Source organism: Leptolyngbya sp. O-77 (assembly GCF_001548395.1).
GTDB lineage: Bacteria > Cyanobacteriota > Cyanobacteriia > Elainellales > Elainellaceae > Thermoleptolyngbya.
Map to the genome: position 1 here is coordinate 2,617,370 of NZ_AP017367.1, position 22,283 is coordinate 2,639,652.

A 22,283-nucleotide genomic window follows, 5' to 3' on the forward strand; every position below is an offset into this window, starting at 1 on the left:
TAATTTGGAATATGGCTAACAAACAACTTATTAAACAAGTTGCTGATGAGTTTGGATGGACGCAGGCAGATGTACAAAGGGCGATCAATGCTTCTCAGGATGCAGTGACCACAAGAGACGAAATAATTTTGTGTATGCTCCGGTATGCTGGTCCAGATCTTAAGAGACGTAACTTCGAGCTAGGTGCTCAAAAAAGGGTCAATAACCAGCAAAAAGAAATGGTTCGGAGCCTTGTCGAGCAGTTAACCAGTGTTCAAAATTTCTATGCTGCTCAGGTTGTACCGACTTTGAAGGCTACAATTGATGCACAGGCTGCATACATAGCAGACCTTCTGAAGCAGGCTTCTGGGAAAAACCAGGGAGGTGGAAATGGATAACGGTACTGAAAAAGTAACAAAACTTCACTTGCAGGCTTTTGGTCTTTCTGATTATGTAGTCAAACAGCTTGTAAAGGGGCTAAATGGTGCATCAATAAATGGTGGATTGAAAGAGTATTGGGCATCTGACATAAAAGGCTCTGTTGAAAAGAGATTGAAGAATCCTAGAGTGCAAGCTACAAATCAGGCAAAACTTCAAAGGATTCTAACTTGGCTAAATGGTGAATCGAATGTTATCCCGGTTGATTTTCTTAAAGGACTGACTCCTGAGAAGAGGATAGAAGTACTTCGTGCTCGTATTCAAGAGTTAGAAATGCAAGAACAGACTCTTACAGAAGAGACAGAGCAACTTCTGGCACAAGCGCGAAGAATGGTAGCAAGCAAGTAAAATCTATACATTTTGTTTGGACGCGGGACTTCAGGAGATGAAATCACTGGAGTACCCGCTTTAATTTTGTACAAGAAATTTTGGCTCAACAAGTAGCTTGAATGCTACAACCCTCACCAAAAGCATAAGCAGCCCAACGTTCGTGTTCAGCGGCCGCAAATATCTTTCGCTATGAACCAGAGGCTTGAACCAGTCCGCTGCAACACGGTTGTTAGCCTGATTTTATGGCAAGTCTTGTCTAAGCTCAAGATAAGACCCAAGCATTATATTGCACAGATAGTGCGTATTTCTCTACCAGGAGGCTCCCAAAGTTTAATCATTCCATCTCTTGATCCGCTGAGCAAAATAGCGCTATTCAGATGAAAAGCCAGAAAGTCTATTGGGGAAACGTGCCCCTCTAAGACACCAATAAGTTCTGCCGTTATTGTGTCCCAAATTCCAATTGTATCGTTATTGTGATCCACACCAAATAAGGTTTTACCATCTGAATGAAGAGCAACAACCTCTAGCACATAACCAATCGTTGAACTCTGAATTGTTCTACCTGTGGTAAGGTCTAGCAGATCTACAGTGCCATCAAATTTCGCAATAATAAGAGATGAATTACTCGAACTGATAGAGGCAACAGCGATGTCTCTACTTAGAGAATTTAAACTGTAGGCGTGAGTTGTTTTACCAGTCTGGATATCCCACAAAGTGATACTAACAATATCTGTATCGGTATTTCTCCCAATCCAAGTAAGAATACTACTATCCGGGTTTATACTGATTTCAACAGTTCCTATAGCTTCATCATTAGGATCAAAATCAACATATGATTTTTGGATTTCCTCTCCAGTTGTTGAATCCCACAGTTTGACTACAGCTTCGCTGTAAACAATGTCATAATAAACACCAATTAAGGTACTGCTATCTGATGTAAATGTAGTTTTTTCAAGGAAGAAATACTGTGGAAAACTGTTAGGAGACTCAGAAATTTCTGGAGCTATCATGAAAGGGAAAGCAATTTCTTCACCAGTTGATAAGCTCCAATGCCTTATTCTCCTGCCAGTATCAGTAGAAAAGATGGCTGTTAAACTTTCACCATCTGGGCTAATAGCTATTGATTTGAAACCACCAAACTCTGAGTTTAATGGACACGTTGAATTGGTTTCAGTTTTAGATTGTCCTAGAGCATTTTTGATCAACTGGATTACGGATTGAGATGATGGTGCGAGCTATGTTTATTTGTGGTGTATGCCTAAAGGAGAAGAAACGGCGTATCCTGCTGGATAAGGAAAAAGACCAGACGAGGATACACCATGAGTAAGGATAATGTTATTGCATTTCAACCGTCAGAAACAGCCGCATTTTTCAGCGATGCCTTGAGTGAACTAGTACGCCAGGGTGCTCGCCAAATCATTGCTCAAGCTGTTGAAGCAGAGTTGAAAGAGTTTCTCGCCCAGTACCAGTCCCTTAAAGACGACCAGGGACGACAGGCGATCGTTCGCAACGGCTACTTACCAGAGCGAACAATTATGACAGGGGTTGGGGAAGTTGAAATTCAAGTGCCGAAGGTGCGCGACCGCAGTGGCAGCGGTATCAAGTTCAACTCATCGTTGTTGCCCCCGTATCTCAAGCGTTCCCAGAGTGTCGAGGAAGTACTGCCTTGGCTATATCTCAAAGGCGTCTCAACGGGGGATTTTGCAGAAGCGTTGGCATCGTTGCTAGGAGCCCAGGCAAAAGGTTTGTCGTCCAGTACGATTAGCCGACTGAAAACGCAATGGATAGAGGAGCATCAACAGTGGCAGAAACGCTCCCTGATCGGTAAACGCTACGTTTACATTTGGGCAGATGGCATCTACTTCAATATCCGCAACGAGGATGACCGCCAGTGCATTCTGGTTATCATCGGTGTCACCGATACCGGAACCAAGGAACTGCTGGGGTTGGAAGCAGGATTTCGAGAATCTGAATTGAGTTGGAAGCCGTTGTTGTTACGGCTGCAAGACCAAGGGCTGAAAGAAGCTCCAGAGTTGGCAATTGGCGATGGAGCATTAGGGTTTTGGAAAGCGCTAGCGCAAGTCTTTCCCACCACTCGTGTGCAACGGTGCTGGGTGCATAAAACTGCCAATGTGCTCAACAACTTGCCGAAGAGTCAGCAACCGAAAGCCAAATCTGCCTTGCATGAGATCTACATGGCAGAAACCAAAGCCGATGCACAGACAGCATTTGAGCGATTTATCAAAACCTATGATGTCAAGTATCCCAAAGCGGTCGAGTGCTTGTCTAAAGACCGTGATGCGCTGTTGGCATTCTATGATTTTCCGGCTGAACATTGGGTGCATATTCGCACGACCAATCCCATTGAATCGACCTTTGCAACGGTGCGTTTGAGAACGGATAAAACACGAGGTTGTGTTTCACAAGACAGTATTTTGTCGTTGGTGTTCAAGTTGGTACAGAGTGCTCAAAAACGCTGGCTTAAGATTCGAGGGTTTAAGCGACTAGGGGAGGTGATTGAAGGAGTGAAGTTTAAAGATGGGATTCGTGCAGATCAAAAAGACGATTCAGCCGCTCGCCAGGACGCTGCTTAATTCTTCTTCATACACCAGATTTGACAATAACTCTGATGGTGCTTGTACTGTCACTTCGGAAGTACTTGCACCTAATTTGCTTGCTGTCAAAGTAATAGCCCCCAAAATGAAGACTGTAGCTACCCATTTCAAATTTCTCACTTGCATCTCCTCTCCTATCTTGTTGAGAATTCAGAATTTTGTGAGGTTAATCCAACTTTAAACGCCAACCTATTTCTATCGAAACACTAAGGGCTAACGGTGTAGCTCAACGGCGTTCAGTGGCTCTCGGACTCAGCCAGGATCTCTGTTCCGTCCGTTGCAGCGAGGTGTTAGCCTTCGCGATCGCCCTTCATCTCCCAACACCAACACCTCTGGGCGATCGCCCGTTTCTCTCAGTACCGACATATTTGGGCGATCGCCCCCCGGATACCTTTTGGAACCTCGAACTGCTGACCCAAATCTACCGCGACTTAAAGTTTGCAACTTACTCGAAAGTGTTTGGGAGTGTTCGATTTGACCCAGATCTCGAAGAACCGAGCCTCTGCAAGTGGGGGGCGAATCGCCTACCCACCGACAAGCTGACAGAACCAGAACGCTGAGGGCTAACTAGTAATTAGACTGATCCGGTCTGCCTATCTACCCCCAGGAGGGGAATTAGGCTGAAATCCGTCTATCTAAGATCCCAAATTGGGTAGATAGGCTGATTGAGATCTGTCTAAGATCCCAAACTGGGTAGATAGGCAGACGATTGTCTGTATAATACCCCTGATTCTGGGAATTAGGCAGATGGCTTTACAAAGGCTTCAGATAAGTGGGGCTGATGAATAGGCGCGATGCAGCGTTAGGCGCAGTTGCCCTGTTTGAAATTTTCGATTGGGGAGTTTGGATTTTGGATTGACAGACTCGGCCGCCAAAATCCAAAACCCAAAATCGCCCTTATCTGTTCTTACTCATTCGCGCCAGAGTTGCTCCGGACTTCACGGTGCAGGCAGCGCAGCACTTCGCCAGGTTGCTCGGCGTTGAGGACGATGCCGTTGGGCGGAAATTCCAAGGCGTGCGTCCACTCGAAGCGTTCGGCGTAGCGGAGCAGGTGCAGCCGGTCGATCGCCAGTTGCGCGTCTTCGGGCAGGCCGATGATGTAGTGGCGCAGGCGGCGACGGTGGGCAGTTCGCAGGTGAGCGGGGGCAGCGAAAACTGGGTCGCCTCCGAGCGTGGGGACGACCAGGTGTATTGAATTGTTAGCATTTGGGGTTTCCTCCTGGAAACAAGTGGGGTAGGAAACCCCGAAATGTTGGCCGCCCCCGGAGGTGAAGCGCTGGGACAGGGCGGCCTACAATGGACGCAGCCCTGAGACAGGCTGTAGCTGTCGAGGGGTCAGGCGTTGGTGGGTGTTGGTAGCACCTGCCAATGCCGTGGATGACTAAACGACCAAAATTTCGGGGGAAAGGTAAGCCGTGCTGACTTGGGGGTCATTCACAGCTTGATGGACGATTGTACTGGATGCGATCGCCCTCGTCAATTGTCCTGATGACTTATGCTTGCAACCCTATCCATCCGGCGATCGCCCGGTGCGAATGTTCAATCATCCGGTGGTACAACTCCACAACAGCCGACCCTTTTATGTGAACTAAGTTAACTCATGTGAACCAAGTTAACTTATGTACAGCGTGGTTTTCTATGTGGTTTTCTATAGAGAGGTGCCTTTTGATCTGAAGAGGGAAGGGTTTTGCAAATATTTGTCAGTCTCTCTAGCTTTGAAAACGCCACATCACGCTTACTCAAGGAGCACCAAGCTAGAGAAGAGCGTGCTAGATTTAGGGTTCACAATTCTACCTACAGGAGCCGTTGTGATGTTAGTCACCCGTCTCGTTTCACTGATTCAAAAATCAAGGCGAAAGTTTTATAGTATTGCAGCATTTGTGGCTACTTTGTCATTAATCGCGTGCGTCCACCAGCCACCTGGGTCTATTGAGAAAATAAACCTTCCATCGAAGCCTTTAGCTTATCCTTCGACCCATTCAGTTATTCACGTTGATGGAAGTGTATCTCCCAATAACGTGCTGCAAGCTGTGGATCGTGAACCTAATCACGTTGAGCTTAATCATAATGCTGTTTTGCTGACTCCGGCTGGTACCGTTAGCTCTGGGGGCGATCGCATTGTGAAAATTGCCAATCGCCTTACTCAGAACGGATTGCAAGAGCAAAGCACTGTGACTGTCTTAGACTCTGAGGGCAATCGACTGGTAAACCAAGAGCTACCGTGGCTTGTGGGCCCGGTGAAATTTAGTCCTGATGGCTCGAAAATAATTACAAGTGGCAGCGATCGCACCACTCGGATTTGGGATAATCAGCTCAACCCAATCGCCAGCTTTGAGGGGCATCAAGCACCAGTACAAAGTCTTCAAGTTAGTCCAGACGGGAACTATATTTTAACAATTGAATATCCTGATATTATCCCTTCTCATCAACAGGGAAATCAGGTTATCGTAGGAAGATTGCTCAACCTTCAAGCCGTTCAACTAGCATCATTTGAAGGATTGCAGCATGGATATATGCAGTTTAGTTCGGATAGTCAAAAACTTCTGGCAGTGATTGATGGTGCTGTCCAAATTTTTGATCTAAAAGGGAGCCTCCAGCAAACACTTAAACAAGATCAGCAAGAATTCCACATTGCTCAATTTAGTCCGGATGGTCGCTCTGTTTTGGCAGCAGGCTCAGGGATGATGAAGCTATGGGATTTGCAAGGTCAGTTGAAAGCGGAGTTCGATCACTGGACTCTAAACCCTGAAGAAGTCGTTTCGTCGATTTGTCTGGGCAATCAGGGTGAAGTAATTACAGGTAGCTCAGCAGGGATACTGCGATTCTGGGAGTTTGGAAGTAATCAAATTGTGACCGTGAAAGCACATGAGGGACAAATTCATGCGATCGCCATTAGCCCTAACGGTACTCAAATTGCAACCCTAGGTGAGAAGAAGATAAATGCTACTGGAGATAGCCAGATTCGGGTTTGGAATCGCCAGGGAGATCTGCTGGAGATATTGGAGGAAGATGCCTCAACGCTTTTACGAGAAGGCACGATTGATCAGCTAACTAGCTCATTCTCTTTGAAATTTACGCCTGATGCAGCGCAAATCATGGCCGCTGAAACAGGTCAAGTTGGCACTACCTTCCGATGGACATTATGAACCTAGAGGCAGGGCAGAAAAGTCACGCAGAATAAGCTCGTGAAGTTGTCACGCTCAGATCCTAACCGTTACACATTCGCGTAGGGCAGCAAGACGATGTGGCGATCGCGATCGATCAAGAGCCAGCCTTCTTCGCGCAGTTGGCTGATCAGGCGCGTGACCGTAACGCGAGTTGTGCCGATGGCGTTGGCAAGCTGCTGGTGAGTCAGGCGCACGCTCAGGCGAGTTCCCTCTGGAGCGGGCTGCCCCACTTCCCGCTTCAGCAGCACCAGCAAATGCCGCAGCCGATCTTCCACCCGGCGATAGCCCACCATCGCCAGCACGGCTTCCGTTTGCCGCAGCCGCCGCGCCATGTGTTGAAAAATGCCCTGCGCCAGCATGGGCGACTGTTCCACCTCCGACCAGGTGAGGCGCATCAAGTCTACGTCCGACAGCGCAGTGGCGTGATAGGGACGAATCAGCGTCAGCGGTAGACCGAATGGCATTGAAGCGGAAGCCAGTCCCAGCAGCGCCTCGTCGCCTGTGTCATAAAACGTACCTAGTTGCACCACGCCCCGGCAAACCACCCAGACTTCATGGGGCGTGAGCGGGATGTCTTGCCCTGCACGAAAGGACTGCAAGCTTCTGCCCTGATAAAGTTTCTCCAACAACAAGCGCAAGTCTGACTGGCTGGGAACTTCTAGGGCGAATGACTGAAGCATATTGAACTCCCTTGTGTGAGCGTGCCCTCTCAATCTAGGATCTGCACCTAAAGACAGGGTAATTCTCTGGTTTAGAGGAGGTTAAGATCCCGTATACTCACGGATACGCAATCATTTGCAATTTTACGTAAGAATTCATGGGTTTATCTATCCAACCGGTCTGGAAGGGGCGGATTGGCAGATGGCGAGTTGGCACTCCGAACCCAATCGACGAACTGGCGGGCGGTGCGGCCTGATCGCCCGTTTTGCTGGGTTGCCCACTGTAGGGCCTGAAATTCCAGCGTCTTGGGGTCGAGCGGGAGGTCATTTTGGCGGGCGAGATAACGCACGATGTCCAAGTAGGTGTCCTGGTCAGCAGGTTCAAAGGTGAGCGTCAGCCCAAAGCGATCGCCAAAGGACAGCTTTTCTTGCACCGTGTCCCAACTGTGGATTTCGTCGGCATCACTGGGGTGGGGGCGATCGCCAAAAAATTCACGAATCAGGTGACGACGGTTGGAGGTGGCGTAGACCACGACATTGGGCGATCGCGCGACTACGCTGCCCTCTAGCACGACCTTCAGCGCCTTGAAGGCTTCGTCGTCTTCTTCAAAGGACAGGTCATCCACGAAGAGGATAAACGCCTGCGGCACCTCACGCAGCAGCGGCAAAATGTCGGGCAGTCCCGCCAGCTCCGCTTTGCTGACTTCGATGAGTCGCAAGCCGCGATCGCCATACTGATTCAGCAGCGCCTTCACCAGCGACGACTTGCCCGTACCTCGACTGCCATAGAGCAGCACATTCAGCGCCGGAGCGCCCGCCAGCAGCGCCTCAGTATTTTGCAAAAGCGTCTGTTTTTGCCGCTCATAGCCCACCAGCGCATCGAGAGAAATTGGGTCGGGATGGGCAATCCCCTCTAGCCGACCACCTTGCCAGCGAAAGGCACGATAGCGGGCATAGTCGCCCACGCCCGCGCGGCGGTAGTGTTGCGCCAGATCGGGCAATAGCCCGGCCCAATCGGCGGCGGCTTGAAACTGGGCGCGAAGCCGTTGGGTTTGCAGGGGAGTTTGCAGGTGTGCTGGTGCTGTTGGCAGATCGTCTGCTGCGCTCCAGCCCACCGGCGGCAGCGACAGCCCAGCGGCGATCGCCAGCCATTGCCCCAGGCGATCGCCCGTGCAGGTGGTATAGAGGGCCTGGAGCGATCGCAGGTCGGCAGCGGCGGCGGCCACCAGGGGTTGCGGCAGGGCGTTCAGGTCGGTTCGCTGGGCCGCCTGGGTAAAGGGATTCTCGTCTAGCAAGATCTGGTCGAGCAGGTGCGATTGCCAGCTTTGCTGACGAGTCGCCAGCGTATAGAACCAGTCGCCATAGGCCCTCAGGAGGTCTACCCGGTCAGCGGGCGATCGCCCCAGTGCGGTCAACAGCCGCAGCAACGCCTGCCCTGGCGCTTGCCGCAGCACCGATTGATAAACCAACAGGGAAGCGGCTTGCTGCTGGAGGAGGTGAATTTGCTTTAAAACCTGGGCATCCATTCGGCGATCGCGCGGTTGAGGAAACAAAGTTCGGGACGGGGGGCGGAGGTCAGCCCGACTCGTTTGCATTCAGTCTGCATTTAGCCTGTATCTTAGACTGAACAAATTCAGAAAGAACACAGCGGGAACCCCCACACCCTGAATCCCTAACCCTCTTTCTCGTCCACCATCGACAACATGCCTTGCAGCGCGGCGGGGATGCTCTTGGGGTCCATAAACATCACCTTGCTGCTGTCGCTCTTGCCAATGGTATTGCCCATATCAAGGTAGCCCAGCGCCAGCAGAACCTGACCTGCCTCCATTGCGCGGGGGTCACTTTTTAAGGCCTGGGTGACGATGTTGATGGCTTCGGCGGTGGCCTGAGCCTTTAGCACGGCGGCCTGGCGCTCGGCCTGGGCCTTTAGCACGGCCGCTTTTTGGTCGGCTTCGGCTCGCAGCACGACGGCTTTCTGGTTTGCCTCGGCTTCGAGAACCTGCGCGTCGGCCTTGCCTCGGGCCGAGTTTACCGCCGCTTCGCGATCGCCCTCAGAGGTCAAAATCGCCGCCCGCTTGCGTCGCTCAGCGGACATTTGCAGCTCCATCGACTCTTGCACTGCCTTTGAGGGCACGATGTCTCGCAGTTCCACGCGAGTCACCTTCACGCCCCAGGGGTCGGTGGCGGTGTCTAGCTCTCGCAGCAGGATTTCATTAATCTGCGATCGCGCAGTAAAGGTTTCATCTAGCTCCAGCTTGCCCATCTCGGCGCGAATCTGGGTCAGCACTAGGTTCACCATCGCCGCCTGGAGATTTTGCACCTTGTAATAGGCCTTTTCCATGTCCACAATCCGCCAATAGACCACCGCATCCACTGTGATTGCTACGTTGTCTTTGGTAATCGACGGCTGGGGCGGAATGTCCAGCACCTTTTCCCGAATCGTTTCCTGAAACGCAACGCGATCGGCAAAGGGCAGGATAAAGTTCAAACCGGGCTTTAGCTTTTTGTTGTAGCTGCCGAGGCGTTCGACCAGAGCTTCGTTCCCCTGGTTCACAATCTTGACAGAGCTAGACAGCCCGGCCGTACCCAACACCAGCGCAATCAGAGCGGTGAAAAAACCTTCCATGCAAAACCTCCAAAATCCAAATGTGAATCCAATGAATCCAATATGCAAGCGCAACTAATCCGCGACTTACCCGCAGCGACTTACCCGCAGCGACTCATCCTCGGCGATTTATCCTCAAGCGACTTACCCTCAACGACGCACCATATGCTCTGGCAGCACGATTAGCGTGGTGCCCTGACGTTCTACCACCACCACCTTTTGATCAGCGGCGATCGCCAAATTTTCGTCCTCACACCGGGCCTGCCAGGAGTTGCCTTCGTAGATCACCCGCCCCGTTTCGCCAGGAGGAATCGAGGTCAGCGTCCGCGCTTCGTGGGAATCTTCGATCAAGCGCGATCGCCGCTGCGGGATGAATCGGCGCGACAGCACCACCAGCAGCACCGACAGCACCAGCCAGAGAATTACCTGAAGGCTAACCTGCGGCACCGACAGCGCCACAAAGGCAACAATCAGCGCACTGATTCCCATCACAAATTCCACGAACGCGGTCGGCAGGACGATCTCCATCATGCAGAGGACAATGCCTGCAATTAGCCAAATCACGCTAGGACTCATGGTCATCAGCCGTTATCCGAGAGAGAGGGACAAACGATACAAGGAGAAAGCCAGGAGAACGCTTGGTCGAGAGACGTTTCAGCAAGACGCTGCGGACGAAAAGACTCTGTGGACGAAGAGGACTATATTTCGAGGAGCAGAGGGCTATATGGACGGCCGTTGAACAAGCCGCTGGGTTCAGACTGCGGGTGGCGATGTTTCAGCCAGTTCTACTTGAAATCTGGGTAACGTCTGCACAAACCCTGGGACGCGCTCGGATTGGGGGATTGGTTTGCGGGTTTGAGCGTCTGCATGTTTGAACCCAGCCGCTTGAATCTAGCCACTTGAATTCAGCCACGCTTGCAACATTCGATCGGAATTGTCGCGTTTTCTGGAATTGGCGCTATCTTTGGCTAGTTAAGGGCTGCCCTAGCCGGGCTTGCTGAGATGCCTTTCACTCCCCTTCTATCCTGACTTATTCCATCTTGAACGACCCCGTTCCAAAATCAGAAGATTTGAATGATGGCTTAACGATTGGTCAGGAATTTAAAGGATCGTGCCCGACGGGCAAGGCATTCAAAATCCGTCGCCCAGTCTGATAGACCCTGTTAATTAGCTCAGCGTCGAACGCCTCTATCACGCTTATGATCTCCTCTTCACCTCCTTCGCGTCGTCCGGCGGCGCTGCTGTGTACCCGAATCCAGTGTGCCCAGGCAGATTGTCAACACGACAATCCTGCGGATCAATCGCTGTGTGAACAATGCGGACAACCGCTTACCTATCGCTATCTCTGGGTTGTCGGGCAGAGCGAGGGGGTGAATCCGGCCCATGTGTCTCCGTCGGGACGCTATCGAGCCGTGTCGCCGAGGGTGTGGCTAGATACGCAGCCCGCCGCTGCGCCCGACCTGCCGCAGCCCTGGCCCGAGGAGGCGCTACCCTATTTCCACCTGTTTCCCCATCGGCTGCACCTGCCTGTGCTGTTTGGCTTTGGCTGGCATGGGGGGCAACGGCTGATGCTGCTAGAGAACGTGCCCGTAGATGCGGCGGGAAAACTGCTTCCGGCGATCGCCCCTAGTTTTGCGGCTGCGTCTCCGACTCGTCAGGTCTACTGGCTGTGGCAAATTCTCGACCTGTGGGCTCCGCTGCGCGACTATGGCGTGGCGGCCAGCCTGCTGATGCCAGACAACTTGCGGGTGGAGGGCTGGCGGGTGCGTCTGCGGGAGCTAATTCCCGATCGGCTGCATCTGGGGGGGCAGCCGTCCCTGGCGGATCTGGCGGCGTGCTGGCTGGGCTGGCTGGGAACCATGCAAATCCAGGTGGCAGACTCCGTGCGATCGCTCTGTGAGCAAATGCAGCAGCCCATTGCCGACACGCCAGAGGGACTGCGGGCGATCGCCCTCCAGCTTAACGACCTGCTACTGCAACAATCGACCCAACTAACGCTGAAGCTGGCGGTGGCCGGTGGCACGACGGCGGGCCCTCAGCGGGCCCACAATGAAGATGCCTGCTATCCGCCTGCTCAGCAGTCGGCAGAAACTAGCCTCACCTGGCTCCAGAGTCCGCCCGACTTGCTCTCTGGGCTGGGCATCGTCTGCGACGGCATTGGTGGGCACGCGGGCGGCGAGGTCGCCAGCCAAATGGCCGTGCGATCGCTCGTCATGCAACTGCGGGCGCTGCTGTATGAAGTGGCAGAGGAAACCACCGTGCTGTCGCCAGACGTGGTGATGCAGCAGCTAGAGGCGATCGCCCGCGTGGTAAACAACCTCATTGCCAGCCAAAACGACAGCCAGCAGCGCCAGTCGCGCCAGCGCATGGGCACGACCCTCACCCTGGCCCTGCATCTGCCCCAGCGGATCAACGGTGGCACCGCCCAGGAGCTTTATCTGCTCAATGTGGGCGATAGCCGCGCCTACTGGATTACGCCGGAGCGCTGCCAGTTGCTTACGCTAGACGATGACCTGGCTGGGCGGGAGGTACGCCTGACTCACAAGACCGCTGCTGAAGCGCGAAAGCATCCCAACGCAGGCGCTCTGACGCAGGCATTGGGAATTCACGAGGGCGATCGCCTCTATCCCACGGTGCAGCGCTTCATAATTGACGAAGACGGCGTGCTGCTGCTGTGTACCGACGGCCTCAGCGATCACGGCTGGGTCGAAACCCTGGGGACAGCGGTCACGCAGCAAATGTTCAACGACCAGCTTACGCCCCAACAGGCTGTGCAAACCTGGCTAGACCACGCCAACCAGCGCAATGGCCATGACAACGCCTCGGTGGTGGTAATGCGCTGCCGCGTGACGGCGCAGGCTCCAAAACTGTTCGACCCGACGGTGTTCGACCCGACAATGACGGAGCGGGCGATCGCCACCGCCATGCCCCAGCCCGCCCCGGATGCCGATGTGGAGCTATCTCAAGCTTCGCGGGCCCTGCTGTTTGACGACACCCTCGATGCGCCAACTCCGGCAAAACTGCGTCCTAAGGGAGATCGCTGGATCACGGTGCTGCTGCTGGGCATCACGCTGCTGACGCTGGGAGCCGCAGGCGTGCAAATCTGGCGGCAGATGCACACTCGCCAAACGCCGCGCCTCTGGCCCAGCGCCCCGGTCGATCAGCCTGCGACCCGCGACCCAATGGATTCCATCAACCCCCAGCCTTAGGCTGAAGGATCATCCTGTGAGATGATGAGAGATGCTGTTTTGCTAAGCACCTCTCAAAAATTGCTGGCTTGTTATAAGTCAGCCTCTTTTGTATAAGACACTCTTTGGAACCCTTGGAACACTATGAAGGCTGGCGATCGCGTCCGGGTGACTGAATCAGTCATTGTTTACCACCATCCCGAACATCGCAACGAACCCTTTGACCTCAAAGGGCAGGAAGGTGAAGTTGTCGGACTGGCAAATACTTGGCAGGGCAAAGCCATCAGCGCCAACTTCCCAGTCCTGGTTCAGTTCACCAAAAAATTCAAAGCCCATCTGCGCGAAACGGAGCTAGAAATCATCAGCTAGCATCCGAGCCTGAGTTAGGAGCCTCTAGGTCAGGCTCAGGGAGGTTGGGCTTGTCCGACCGTCGGTTCAGCCATCCAAAGAAATTTAGCTCCCGCTGCATCTGGGCAAGATCCCGCTGATTTGCAGCAGCCGTTTCGGCATACCACTGACAATACTGCTCAAACGCCTCGCGATAGCGCACCTCGCGATAGAACTCGTAGGCTGCATAGTGGCTTTGCAGGATGTCCTGCGCCTCGGTTTCAGGCGGCGGCAGGATGCGGCGGTAGAAGATCGGTTCTGGCATGGTCACTCCTACAGCCACCCCCGCAGTCGGTAGACCACTAGCCCGATATATTCCTTCAGGGCACGGGTGGTTTGCTGAAGGCGATCCGCATCAGGCATAACGTTGAGAATTGTGGCCTGCCAGGAATTATCGACTTCTTCGAGTTCCTGGTTGCTAACAAAAAAGTCGGTGGGCGCAGGGATTGCGTCAATGCCCAGCTTTTGGAAAATTTTGAGCGATCGCGGCATGTGCATCGCAGACGTGACCAGCAAGATCTGCTGAATGCCCCGCTCCTCCAGAATTTTTTTCACATTTACCGCGTTTTCGTAGGTGTTGAGCGAGGTCTGGTCTTCCAGAATGGCATAGGAGGGAACACCCAAATCCTGTGCCAGCTTTGCCATGTCGGTCGATTCGGGTGGACCACCGCCTTTCCAATAAATTCGCCCGCCGCTCATGATCACCAACGGCGCTTTGCCCTGGCGATATAGCTCGGCTCCATACAAGACGCGATCGCCCGGCTCCATCACATCGATCGACGGGCGCGGCGGAATCTGCGGCTTCAGGCTGCCCCCCAGCACCACGATCGCCCCAGCACGCGGCAACTCTCCTTCGGGAATATGCTGCCACTCCAGGGATTGTGTCAGCGCGTTGGACAGCCGCAGGTTGCTGCCCAAGAGCAGGCTAGCCAGCGCCAGCACCAGAGACACTGCGGCCAGCCGCGGCCGCTTCCACAGCGTCGCCAGCGCCACCAGCATCAGCACACACGCCAGCCCAACTGGGTAAATAAACAGCGGCAGGAGTTTGGAGAGGAACAGGAACATGAGCAGTTGGAGATTGGGACAATCAGGTGGGTTGGGGTAGGGCGAGGGGTTACTTTATAACTCCATCACACCATCCCCCACTACTCTAATGCCCTTGCTCCTGTCCTGGCTGCTCAAGCCGCGATCTATCCAAAATCAAATAGCTAAACCTCAATTGCCAGCCGTTCGGAATTACCAACCGTCTGGAACGTCCCGACTTTCGATCCAGTCGTAGAGGTCGCGCTCTGCCTTGGCAACGTTAAATAAATGCAGCCCAAAATCGCGGGACAGATCCTCACAGGCCTTGATGCCCCGGACGCTGTTGCCCTTTTCGTCGAGCAGAGGCGAGAAAGTGCCAATGCCCAGCTTTCCGGGCACGACCGCAGTGATGCCGCCGCCGACCCCACTCTTGGCAGGCATCCCCACACGATAGGCCCACTCGCCGGAATAGTCGTACATGCCGCAGGTCAGCATGACGCTGATCACGTCCTGCACGTAATGCTCATCGATCGCGCGATCGCCCGTGATTGGGTTCACGCCGCCGTTGGCCAGCGTAGCCGACATCATCGCCAGATCGCGAGCGCTCACCAAGATGGAACACTGCTGAAAGTACAAATCAAGCGTTTCATCAATGCGGTCGGTCACCATGCCAAAGTTCAGCATCAGGTAGGAAATCGCCCGATTGCGGTGTCCGGTTGCTTTTTCCGACAAAAACACGGGCACGTTGATGTCGATTTCTTTGCGCCCGGTGTAGCGCAGGAACATATCCAGGATGCGCTTGAGCCGATCGGTGGCGCTGTTTCCTTTGATCAGGTCAGTGGTGGCGATCGCCCCGGCATTCACCATCGGGTTATAGGGTCGATTCGTCTTTTCGTCCAGCACAATAGCATTAAACGCCTCACCCGTCGGCTCCACGCTCACCTTGCTGTTGACATACTCCCGGCCGTGATCTTCCAGCGCCAGACCATAGACAAACGCCTTGGAGATGGACTGAATCGTAAACACCTGGTCGCAGTCGCCCACATCAAACACGCGCCCGTCCGTTGTGACGACACAGATGCCAAACCACTCCGGTCTAGCCTGGGTCAGTTCTGGGATATAGTCCGCAACCTTTCCGGTGTTGAGAGGCTTGTATTTTGCGTGCAAATCGCTCAGATAAGCCCGAAACGGCGATGCCACAGCCTGAATCGAGTTCGCCAGCGATTTCAAGTCTCCGATATCCACCATAGTTGCCTCAACATAGTTGCCTCAAACAGTGACCTTAAACAAACTTAGGGGCAAATCTGGACATGAGGGGGCAAGTCTTAAATGAAGAATGAACATAGAGGCGATTCGTCTGGTATCCGCTATTTAGATAGGGTTTGCGGATTTACCGCAACACAGAATCTACGCGCTAATCCGTGTCCCGGATCTGCTGCGCCAATCGCTGAAATTCCTGGCTGACTGGATGATCTGGGAACTTCATGCAAAACACGCCCTCGCTGGCAAGCTGCACCACATCTTCAGACAACGGAAAGATGCCCGCCACCGGGGCATCGTAGGTTTCTTCGATCTTTCGCTTCAGCGCTTCAAAGTTGAGGCGGCTATGCACCTTGTTAATCGCCAGCAGCATCTTGCGGACGCGCAACTGCCGTGCCACGTCCACAGCCACCGCCGTACCCTGATAGTCTTGCTTATCTGGGCGCAGCAGCAGAATCAGCACATGGGAGATGGCGATCGACAGAAAAGTTTCCTTAGACAGCCCCGGATGTGTGTCGATAAACAGATAGTCGAGTTGGAGGTTTTTGACCAGGGTGCGGAAGCCGTCATTGAGTAGCTTCACGTCATAGCCTTCCTTAAGGATGCGGGCGATGTCGTCTGCTTTGACGCTAGAGGGCACCAGCAGCACCTTCCCTTCGCCAAACAACCCTGCGTTGGCGCTTACGTCGTAGGCAGCTTCCTCAATGGGCGCTTCTCCCCAGAGGTAGCTGTTGAGTGTCCTCGTCATAGCGTCGGGTTCCAGGCTGAAGATGTTGTGAATGCCCGGAGAGGGTACGTCGGTATCTACCACACCCACTCGGTTCCCCTGCGTCGCCAGCGCGGCTGCCAGATTCGCCGTGAAGTTGGATTTACCAGTACCACCCCGATAGGAGTGGATTGAGACGACTTTAGGCATTGGAGGCTTGTGAAAGCATACAACTCTCAGTAGATAAAAGTCCTGTCAAACAAGGTGTATCGTTCCATACAAATATGCTTTAATTTCAGATTTTTTCTTTTGTTTCAGCCCTGTTTTAGCTAAGAATATCAATCCTTTTACCGTTTTTCACGGGTCTTGACTGAGTTTGTTGCCCTTTATGCCCTTTATGCCATTTAGTAAAACAGGACACAAATTCCAAAGAAATAATTAACAAATACGGGGATCGCTCTGAATTCCTGGCAGGATTAATTCAAGTTCAAATGAGGTCAGCCAAATAAAGACCTTAACCATAAACTATTGCTATCAATAGCAATAAGCGCCAAGGCCAGATGTGGTACTTGGCGCTTTTTAAGTTTTATGCACCTATTTTATGCACCTATTTTTATCCGCTCTATAAGCCTGCTGAGAAGTTTGCCTGAGGGAAATTAGTAGGCAAGCGTTTCCAGCGTTTCTCGCAGGTAGCGGCGAACACGCTGGTCTAGGGGTAGGGTGCTGAGTTCGCCTGCTGCTGGGTCGTCCGCTGCGGTTTCAGCCGCTAAATGTTCGCCGCTGCGCTCAAGTTGCCAGCGCTGGAAGCCGGAGCTAGAGGCGATCGCCTGCTTTAGGCTTTCCCAAATGGTTTCGTCATTTGAGACTGAATGATTTGGCAGCGAGTTGGAAGGTGTGGATGAGCTGGTCATAGGATCTCAGTAATGCCTCAAACGTTAGATCAGCAATCAATCAACCGAGCAGAACACAGCGAACCGTCAAGAGACTTAATCTCAAAGATACAAAGCTAGAGAGAGAAAGCTGGGTAGGCTGCCATGCAAACGCATCCAAAAGCAGCACAAGGGTTCAGGCTTAAACCTGTTCCTTTTCTCACCATAGCGTACTCTTTGGGGCGAGTTGTGCTTTGAAGCACGGTCGCTGTGCCGGATCAAGCCTCGACCCGCCCAAATTTTAAGTCTTTACTCAAATCTTGCAGCAGCCTGCGGCTTCTTTACGGGTTCTCGGCGGGCGGACGCTCTGGCGACTCGAATTCGGACGCTGCATCGTCAGTCAGGCTGACATCGGTCAGCGGATCGGGTAGCTCACGCAATAGCTCGGCATCTACCGCTTCCAGGGCCTCTGCGACTAGCGCTTCTACGTTTAAGTCGAGCGTGTCTGCGGAGATGGGGTCTGAGGGTTCCTCCAGGGAATTTTGCTCAGGGGCGATCGCCCCCTCGGTGGTTTTACCTGCTGGCTGATTCGCTAGAAGGGCACTGGCATCCACAATTTCCTGGGTTTGGGGTACTGGGGAATCATAGGTCGATTCGGTTGCGCTGGCATCAATAAATTCCAGGGGGGCATCTGGCGAGTCCGGCGAATCCGAAGCGTCCAACCCAGCCGCGATGCTGCCCCCAACGTCGTCTCCACTGTCCAGGCTGCGATCCAGTCCAAGGTTCAGCATGGTGGCTTCGCCGGTGGCCGGTTCAGGAGCCTGGGCGATCGCCCCATCCAATGTAGCCGCTGTAGCCGCCGCGTCCTCGTCCCTGTCTGAATGGTCTGCTGAGCCGTCTGCTGAGCCGTCTGCTGACGCTTCCAAAACGACCGTCTCTGAAACGACCGTCTCTGAAACGACCGTCTCTGAAACGACCGTCTCTGAAGCCACTCCTGCGGAGTCTGTCGAGGGTTCCACAGGAGGTTGCAAGTCTGAACTCGTCTCCGCATCCACATCTGCAGGCTGGAATTCCTCAGGCTGGAATGCTTCTGGAGAATCTACAGAAAATGGCTCAGGCGGGACGGTAGAGGTTTCTAGCGGCGGTTCTGGGGTTGCGGGTTCTGGGACTGAACGCTCTAGGGTGACAGGTTTCGACACGGAAGGCTCGGCCTCGTCCCAAGGCGACTCGTCTAGCGCCTCGTCAGTGGCTAGTGGGGCATCCGGCGGGGTCTGGGGGCGATTTCCGTAGGGATTGCTTTGAGAACCGCGCTTGATCGCAGGTGGAACGGGCGATGCAGCGGCAACCAGATCGGGCAAAATTTGCTTGACTCGAAAGCCGGGAATCGTGAAGGACTGCGCCACCTCAGCGGGCGTGTAGGGAGCAAACTGGGCGATCGCCTCATCGCTCGACAGCAGCGCCCGAATCACGCTCAGCGGCACCTGCACAAACAGGTTGCACAGCAAAAACGCGATGGCTGCAATGAGCAGGCCTAGCGCCCGGTTTTGGGGCAGGGTTGCGGCGGCTTCCGTCGCCACGGGCGCAAAGCGAAACAGTTGCCAGAGCAAGAGAAACAGGGCGATCGCTGCCGACCCCGCCAACGCCTGCACTTCAGTTCCCTTGAACAAATGCAGCATCCGTCGCCGATCGTCCGACAGCGCATCGGGACGCAGCGCCAGTGGGGTCAGGCTAAAAATGCAGAACGGCCGCTTCCACTGCATCCACAGCACGGGCGCAATGCCCACCACCCCCACCAGCAGCACCTCCAGCCACACGGGCAGCCACGGATCGCCCACCGCCAATCCGACCAGGCACACCTCCGCCAGCAGGGGCACTGCCGCCAGACCTGCAAGATGAACCCAGAGATACGGATCAGACCAGAAAGATCGCATAGGGCTTACCAGAGTATCCGCCGCGATAGCAGCGAGTGTTACAGCAAAAATTAGAGCCTGGGGCTACGTTTCTTGACCTACTTTTGTGATCCTAATCCAACCCGCGTGCGATCGCGCTGCTTCTATGGCACAACGCTCTCCCCGGGGCGGGTCGCGTCCAGCCACGGTTTACCACAGCGCCGATGCTGCGATAGATGCAGAGGATTGCCCCAGACTGTTTCAAACCCCAACATCCTGCTTACATCCCTTAACATGGTCAGTAAGCTAAAGGGCGGGGACTCGATCGCCTTGGGGCAGGACTTTCACACTCGCAGCCTCCCATCCTGATCCCCCCTTAACCTCCTGACTCAGGAGGAATGCTAGGAATGCCGGAAGGATCATTGTTTCAGGAATTGGGATGCCGCTGGATCGCTTTGGTCGCAACATCAACTACCTCCGCATTTCCCTCACCGATCGGTGCAATCTGCGCTGCGTCTACTGTATGCCCGTTAATATGACGTTTCGCCCACGGGCAGAACTGCTGCAAGACGCAGAGCTGTATCAACTGCTGCCGATTTTTGCCAAGCTGCTGGGCTTCAACAAGTTTCGGCTGACAGGCGGCGAACCCACCCTGCGAGAAAACATCGTCGAAATCGTCCGCTTTATCGCCGACCTGCCCGATGCGCCAGAGGTCGCCATGACCACCAACGGCGTGCTGCTGGGGCAACTGGCTGCGCCCCTGGCGGCGGCCGGTCTGCGCCGCGTCAACATCAGCATCGACACGCTCAATCCAGAGAAATTTCAGCAGATTACGCGCTGGGGCAAGCTAGACGACGTATGGCGCGGAATGCAGGCGGCGGCCGATGCGGGGCTGCGGGTGAAGCTAAATGCCGTTGTGGTGCGCGGCTTTAACGATGGGCAGGACGTGGTAGACCTGGCGCGGCTGACCTACGAATTTCCCTGGCAGGTGCGGTTTATCGAGATGATGCCCTTTGGGGAAGTATCGGGCTTTCAGCAGCAAAACACGGTGAGCGAAGACGAGCTGCTGGGCGTGATTGGGCAACACCTGCAACCGCCAGCCCTGCTGAACCAAGGAGAACTAGATGGCGAAGCGCGGCTCTATCAACTGCCGGGGGCGCTGGGCACGCTGGGCTTTATTAGCTCTGTGACGAAGCCGTTTTGTGCGGGCTGCAATCGGGCGCGGCTGACGGCAGATGGGCGGCTGCGGCTCTGCCTGCTGCGGGAAAAGGAACTGGACTTGCTGACTCCGCTGCGCCGGGGAGCCAGTGTAGATGACCTGAAGGCGCTGATTGAAGAGAGCATCTGGTGGAAACCCTGGGGCCACGGGCTGGCGGCTCAGGACGTGCCGATGAACCGGGTGATGTCGGAGATTGGGGGCTAGTGCTGGGAATTGGGGCGTGAATTTTCTCGATTCCAGTCGGCTTGAAAGCTCGTTTAGTCTGCTTGAGTGCCCGCGCTGCCGTTCAAGTCTGAGCGCGATCGCCCCCGCGACAACTGGGCGATCGCCCAACGCGCCGTCGCCTGCACCTCTGGGTCTGGGTCATTCACGGCATGGCTGAGCAGGTCGCTCATCTGCGTCACCACGTCATACATGCGCGTCACGTCTCGAATCGCGTTTTTGCGAACATCGGCATTGCTGTCGCGCAGGGAGGTGAGCAAGGCTTGCTTCATCGGCTTGAGTGTCCGCAGGGCAATCTCCGACAGCGTTGCCAGAATCAGGCTGCACTGCTGCGAATCAGCCTCCACCAGCAGATCGACCAGCGGCTGCACTGCCCGCGAATCGCCCGCCTGACCCAGTTCCCAAATGGCCTTGCGGCGAGTCGCCGGGTCGGGGCTGTGCAGTTCCTCCAGCAGCTTATCCACAATGCTGATGCGCTGGAGCCGGGTGGTTTCTGTGAGAACGGTTTCCAGAGAAGTTTCAGGATTTGAGTCGGGTGCGGCGTGGGCGAGGGAATCCACAGGCTGGGGCGATCGCGCTGGCGTAGGAATCAACGCATGGGAGGAACTGGTCGCCGCGATCGGGCCCACCGTTTCCCACAGCATATTGGGCTTTGGATCAGGCTGTGGGGCGGGTTCAGCGCCCGTCACGCGGGTCACGACCTCAGAAGTCGCAGGTGGAGCCTGGGGCGGTGCATCGCCATTCCCTGTGGCGGCATGACCTGTGGCGGCATGACCTGTGGCGAGGTTGCTTGGGGCGGCCGACTCTGCCGCTGCCCGCGACCAGCTCGGATTGAGCGGCGGCTCCAACGGCACGCCCACCCCTGAGCCGCCGGCCCCGTCGAGCGCAGGCCCGCTGTCTGTTTCCAACGTCCCCAGCCGACTCTGGCGCAACTGGCTGTAGATAACCCCGATGGCGATCGCCAGCCCTGCCAGCAGTCCTGCCCAGCCGATCCAGTCTGCGGATTCAGTCGATTCTGGTTCCGGTGCCACTGGCTCACGCTGCGGCACTCCAGCAGCTTCGCCAGCTTCACCCGCCGCCAACTCTGACGGTTCCACATCCGCCTCATCTGTCTCTATTCCGCCACTAGCAGGCATAGCTGCTCCACCCAACAGGGGTGCTTCATCACCCAACAACTCTGCCCTGGCTCGTTGCAGTCTGGCGCGGGTGGGGTCGTCTAACTCACCTGTGGCCACCAGCCCCGATTCTTTTTGAAACGTCAGCAGCGCGGTCTGCGTCTCTTTGCCAAATTCACCATTAATTGCGCCGTAGTAATAGCCCAGTCGATTGAGCGTGGTTTGCAATTCCTGCACAGCCGCCCCCCGACTGCCCAATCCCAATAGCTCTGGCGGCGAGGGCGAGGGAGCGCTGGGTAGGTCGGCGGGTTGACTAGATTGGGCGAGATAGAGTGCAGGGGCGATCGCCCCATCCGTCTGGGTTTCCTCCCCACTGGTTTGAGCCACTGCGCCAGAAACCCACTGCAAGCTCGAAGCCACCCCCCGCAAATCAGCAGCGAGTCCTACAGAAGAAATCACAATCAGCAGCAGCACCGTAGAACAGCGCATGAAACTCCAGGTCAAGATTGCAGACTGAGGCATCATCGCTCAGGGAAGACTCCCATCATGCCCGTTTTCACCTCAGCGATTCCAGGTTATCAATGCCCATCCAACACCTATTTCATCTCCTAT

General features: G+C 54.6%; 21 protein-coding genes. 9 read left to right on the top strand and 12 right to left on the bottom strand.

Features of this window, described 5'->3' with window-relative positions; translation table 11 throughout:
* Nucleotides 1-11 precede the first annotated feature (11 nt).
* Both O77CONTIG1_RS11100 and O77CONTIG1_RS11105 read left to right on the top strand, forming a co-directional pair.
* Nucleotides 12-377 (top strand): hypothetical protein, encoded by a 366-nt coding sequence (locus tag O77CONTIG1_RS11100; protein WP_068510585.1) that lies wholly within the window; start codon nt 12-14, stop codon nt 375-377.
* Nucleotides 370-765, top strand: a complete 396-nt coding sequence (locus O77CONTIG1_RS11105) for a hypothetical protein (RefSeq protein ID WP_068510586.1) — start codon at nt 370-372, stop codon at nt 763-765. Before O77CONTIG1_RS11100 ends, O77CONTIG1_RS11105 begins: the two co-directional genes overlap by 8 nt.
* Nucleotides 766-1,028: 263 nt before the next feature.
* Here the strand turns inward: O77CONTIG1_RS11105 and O77CONTIG1_RS11110 are convergent, their stop codons facing one another.
* On the bottom strand, nt 1,029-1,952 hold the full coding sequence (locus O77CONTIG1_RS11110) for a WD40 repeat domain-containing protein (RefSeq protein ID WP_156435167.1): 924 nt from the start codon (nt 1,950-1,952) through the stop codon (nt 1,029-1,031).
* A 114-nt stretch (nt 1,953-2,066) separates the two neighbouring features.
* On the opposite strand from O77CONTIG1_RS11110, the gene O77CONTIG1_RS11115 reads away from it, so the two are divergent.
* The 4 genes from O77CONTIG1_RS11115 to O77CONTIG1_RS11130 all read left to right on the top strand — a co-directional run bounded on the left by O77CONTIG1_RS11115 (nt 2,067) and on the right by O77CONTIG1_RS11130 (nt 6,508).
* Nucleotides 2,067-3,341, top strand: a complete 1,275-nt coding sequence (locus O77CONTIG1_RS11115; protein ID WP_068509997.1) for an IS256 family transposase — start codon at nt 2,067-2,069, stop codon at nt 3,339-3,341.
* Nucleotides 3,342-3,601: 260 nt separating this feature from the next.
* Nucleotides 3,602-3,922: a hypothetical protein gene (locus O77CONTIG1_RS24465; protein WP_156435169.1), complete on the top strand. Its 321-nt coding sequence runs from the start codon at nt 3,602-3,604 to the stop codon at nt 3,920-3,922.
* Between the two features lie 455 nt (nt 3,923-4,377).
* On the top strand, nt 4,378-4,557 hold the full coding sequence (locus O77CONTIG1_RS26110; RefSeq protein ID WP_225894746.1) for a hypothetical protein: 180 nt from the start codon (nt 4,378-4,380) through the stop codon (nt 4,555-4,557).
* 616 nt (nt 4,558-5,173) lie between these two features.
* Complete coding sequence (locus O77CONTIG1_RS11130) at nt 5,174-6,508, top strand: hypothetical protein (protein WP_172799669.1); 1,335 nt, start codon at nt 5,174-5,176, stop codon at nt 6,506-6,508.
* A gap of 68 nt (nt 6,509-6,576) precedes the next feature.
* On the opposite strand, the gene O77CONTIG1_RS11135 is transcribed toward O77CONTIG1_RS11130, so the two are convergent.
* The 4 genes from O77CONTIG1_RS11135 to O77CONTIG1_RS11150 all read right to left on the bottom strand — a co-directional run bounded on the left by O77CONTIG1_RS11135 (nt 6,577) and on the right by O77CONTIG1_RS11150 (nt 10,375).
* Nucleotides 6,577-7,209: a Crp/Fnr family transcriptional regulator gene (locus tag O77CONTIG1_RS11135; protein WP_068510594.1), complete on the bottom strand. Its 633-nt coding sequence runs from the start codon at nt 7,207-7,209 to the stop codon at nt 6,577-6,579.
* 143 nt (nt 7,210-7,352) lie between these two features.
* Nucleotides 7,353-8,741 (bottom strand): ATP-binding protein, encoded by a 1,389-nt coding sequence (locus O77CONTIG1_RS11140; RefSeq protein ID WP_286132658.1) that lies wholly within the window; start codon nt 8,739-8,741, stop codon nt 7,353-7,355.
* A gap of 119 nt (nt 8,742-8,860) precedes the next feature.
* Nucleotides 8,861-9,814: an SPFH domain-containing protein gene (locus O77CONTIG1_RS11145; RefSeq protein ID WP_068510598.1), complete on the bottom strand. Its 954-nt coding sequence runs from the start codon at nt 9,812-9,814 to the stop codon at nt 8,861-8,863.
* Between the two features lie 129 nt (nt 9,815-9,943).
* Nucleotides 9,944-10,375, bottom strand: a complete 432-nt coding sequence (locus O77CONTIG1_RS11150; protein WP_068510600.1) for an NfeD family protein — start codon at nt 10,373-10,375, stop codon at nt 9,944-9,946.
* A gap of 617 nt (nt 10,376-10,992) precedes the next feature.
* Here O77CONTIG1_RS11150 and O77CONTIG1_RS11155 point away from each other — a divergent pair.
* Both O77CONTIG1_RS11155 and O77CONTIG1_RS11160 read left to right on the top strand, forming a co-directional pair.
* On the top strand, nt 10,993-13,002 hold the full coding sequence (locus O77CONTIG1_RS11155; RefSeq protein ID WP_084782525.1) for a PP2C family protein-serine/threonine phosphatase: 2,010 nt from the start codon (nt 10,993-10,995) through the stop codon (nt 13,000-13,002).
* Nucleotides 13,003-13,125: 123 nt separating this feature from the next.
* A complete protein-coding gene (locus O77CONTIG1_RS11160; protein ID WP_068510603.1) occupies nt 13,126-13,350 on the top strand; it encodes a ferredoxin-thioredoxin reductase variable chain in 225 nt (74 codons plus the stop codon).
* Here O77CONTIG1_RS11160 and O77CONTIG1_RS11165 read toward each other — a convergent pair.
* From O77CONTIG1_RS11165 to O77CONTIG1_RS23510, 6 genes are all read right to left on the bottom strand, one after another.
* Nucleotides 13,343-13,633 (bottom strand): hypothetical protein, encoded by a 291-nt coding sequence (locus tag O77CONTIG1_RS11165; protein WP_197673368.1) that lies wholly within the window; start codon nt 13,631-13,633, stop codon nt 13,343-13,345. The two genes, O77CONTIG1_RS11160 and O77CONTIG1_RS11165, sit on opposite strands and share 8 nt — an antisense overlap.
* Before the next feature lie 8 nt (nt 13,634-13,641).
* A complete protein-coding gene (locus O77CONTIG1_RS11170; RefSeq protein WP_068510605.1) occupies nt 13,642-14,433 on the bottom strand; it encodes a YdcF family protein in 792 nt (263 codons plus the stop codon).
* Between the two features lie 171 nt (nt 14,434-14,604).
* Nucleotides 14,605-15,639 (bottom strand): glutaminase A, encoded by a 1,035-nt coding sequence (gene glsA / locus O77CONTIG1_RS11175; RefSeq protein WP_068510607.1) that lies wholly within the window; start codon nt 15,637-15,639, stop codon nt 14,605-14,607.
* 166 nt (nt 15,640-15,805) lie between these two features.
* The gene (locus tag O77CONTIG1_RS11180) at nt 15,806-16,567 is read right to left on the bottom strand and encodes a MinD/ParA family protein (protein WP_068510608.1); all 762 of its coding nucleotides are present in this window, start codon (nt 16,565-16,567) and stop codon (nt 15,806-15,808) included.
* Nucleotides 16,568-17,013: 446 nt separating this feature from the next.
* Nucleotides 17,014-17,268, bottom strand: a complete 255-nt coding sequence (locus O77CONTIG1_RS11185) for a hypothetical protein (RefSeq protein WP_068510610.1) — start codon at nt 17,266-17,268, stop codon at nt 17,014-17,016.
* A gap of 299 nt (nt 17,269-17,567) precedes the next feature.
* Entirely contained in the window at nt 17,568-19,157 is a 1,590-nt protein-coding gene (locus tag O77CONTIG1_RS23510; RefSeq protein ID WP_084782528.1) for a low-complexity tail membrane protein, read from the bottom strand.
* A 397-nt stretch (nt 19,158-19,554) separates the two neighbouring features.
* On the opposite strand from O77CONTIG1_RS23510, the gene moaA reads away from it, so the two are divergent.
* Nucleotides 19,555-20,538 carry a GTP 3',8-cyclase MoaA gene (gene moaA, locus O77CONTIG1_RS11195; RefSeq protein WP_068510612.1) on the top strand — a complete coding sequence of 328 codons (984 nt, stop codon included), beginning with the start codon at nt 19,555-19,557 and terminating at the stop codon, nt 20,536-20,538.
* Between the two features lie 53 nt (nt 20,539-20,591).
* Here moaA and O77CONTIG1_RS26805 read toward each other — a convergent pair whose 3' ends face one another.
* Complete coding sequence (locus tag O77CONTIG1_RS26805) at nt 20,592-22,196, bottom strand: HEAT repeat domain-containing protein (protein WP_084782530.1); 1,605 nt, start codon at nt 22,194-22,196, stop codon at nt 20,592-20,594.
* Nucleotides 22,197-22,283: the final 87 nt, after the last annotated feature.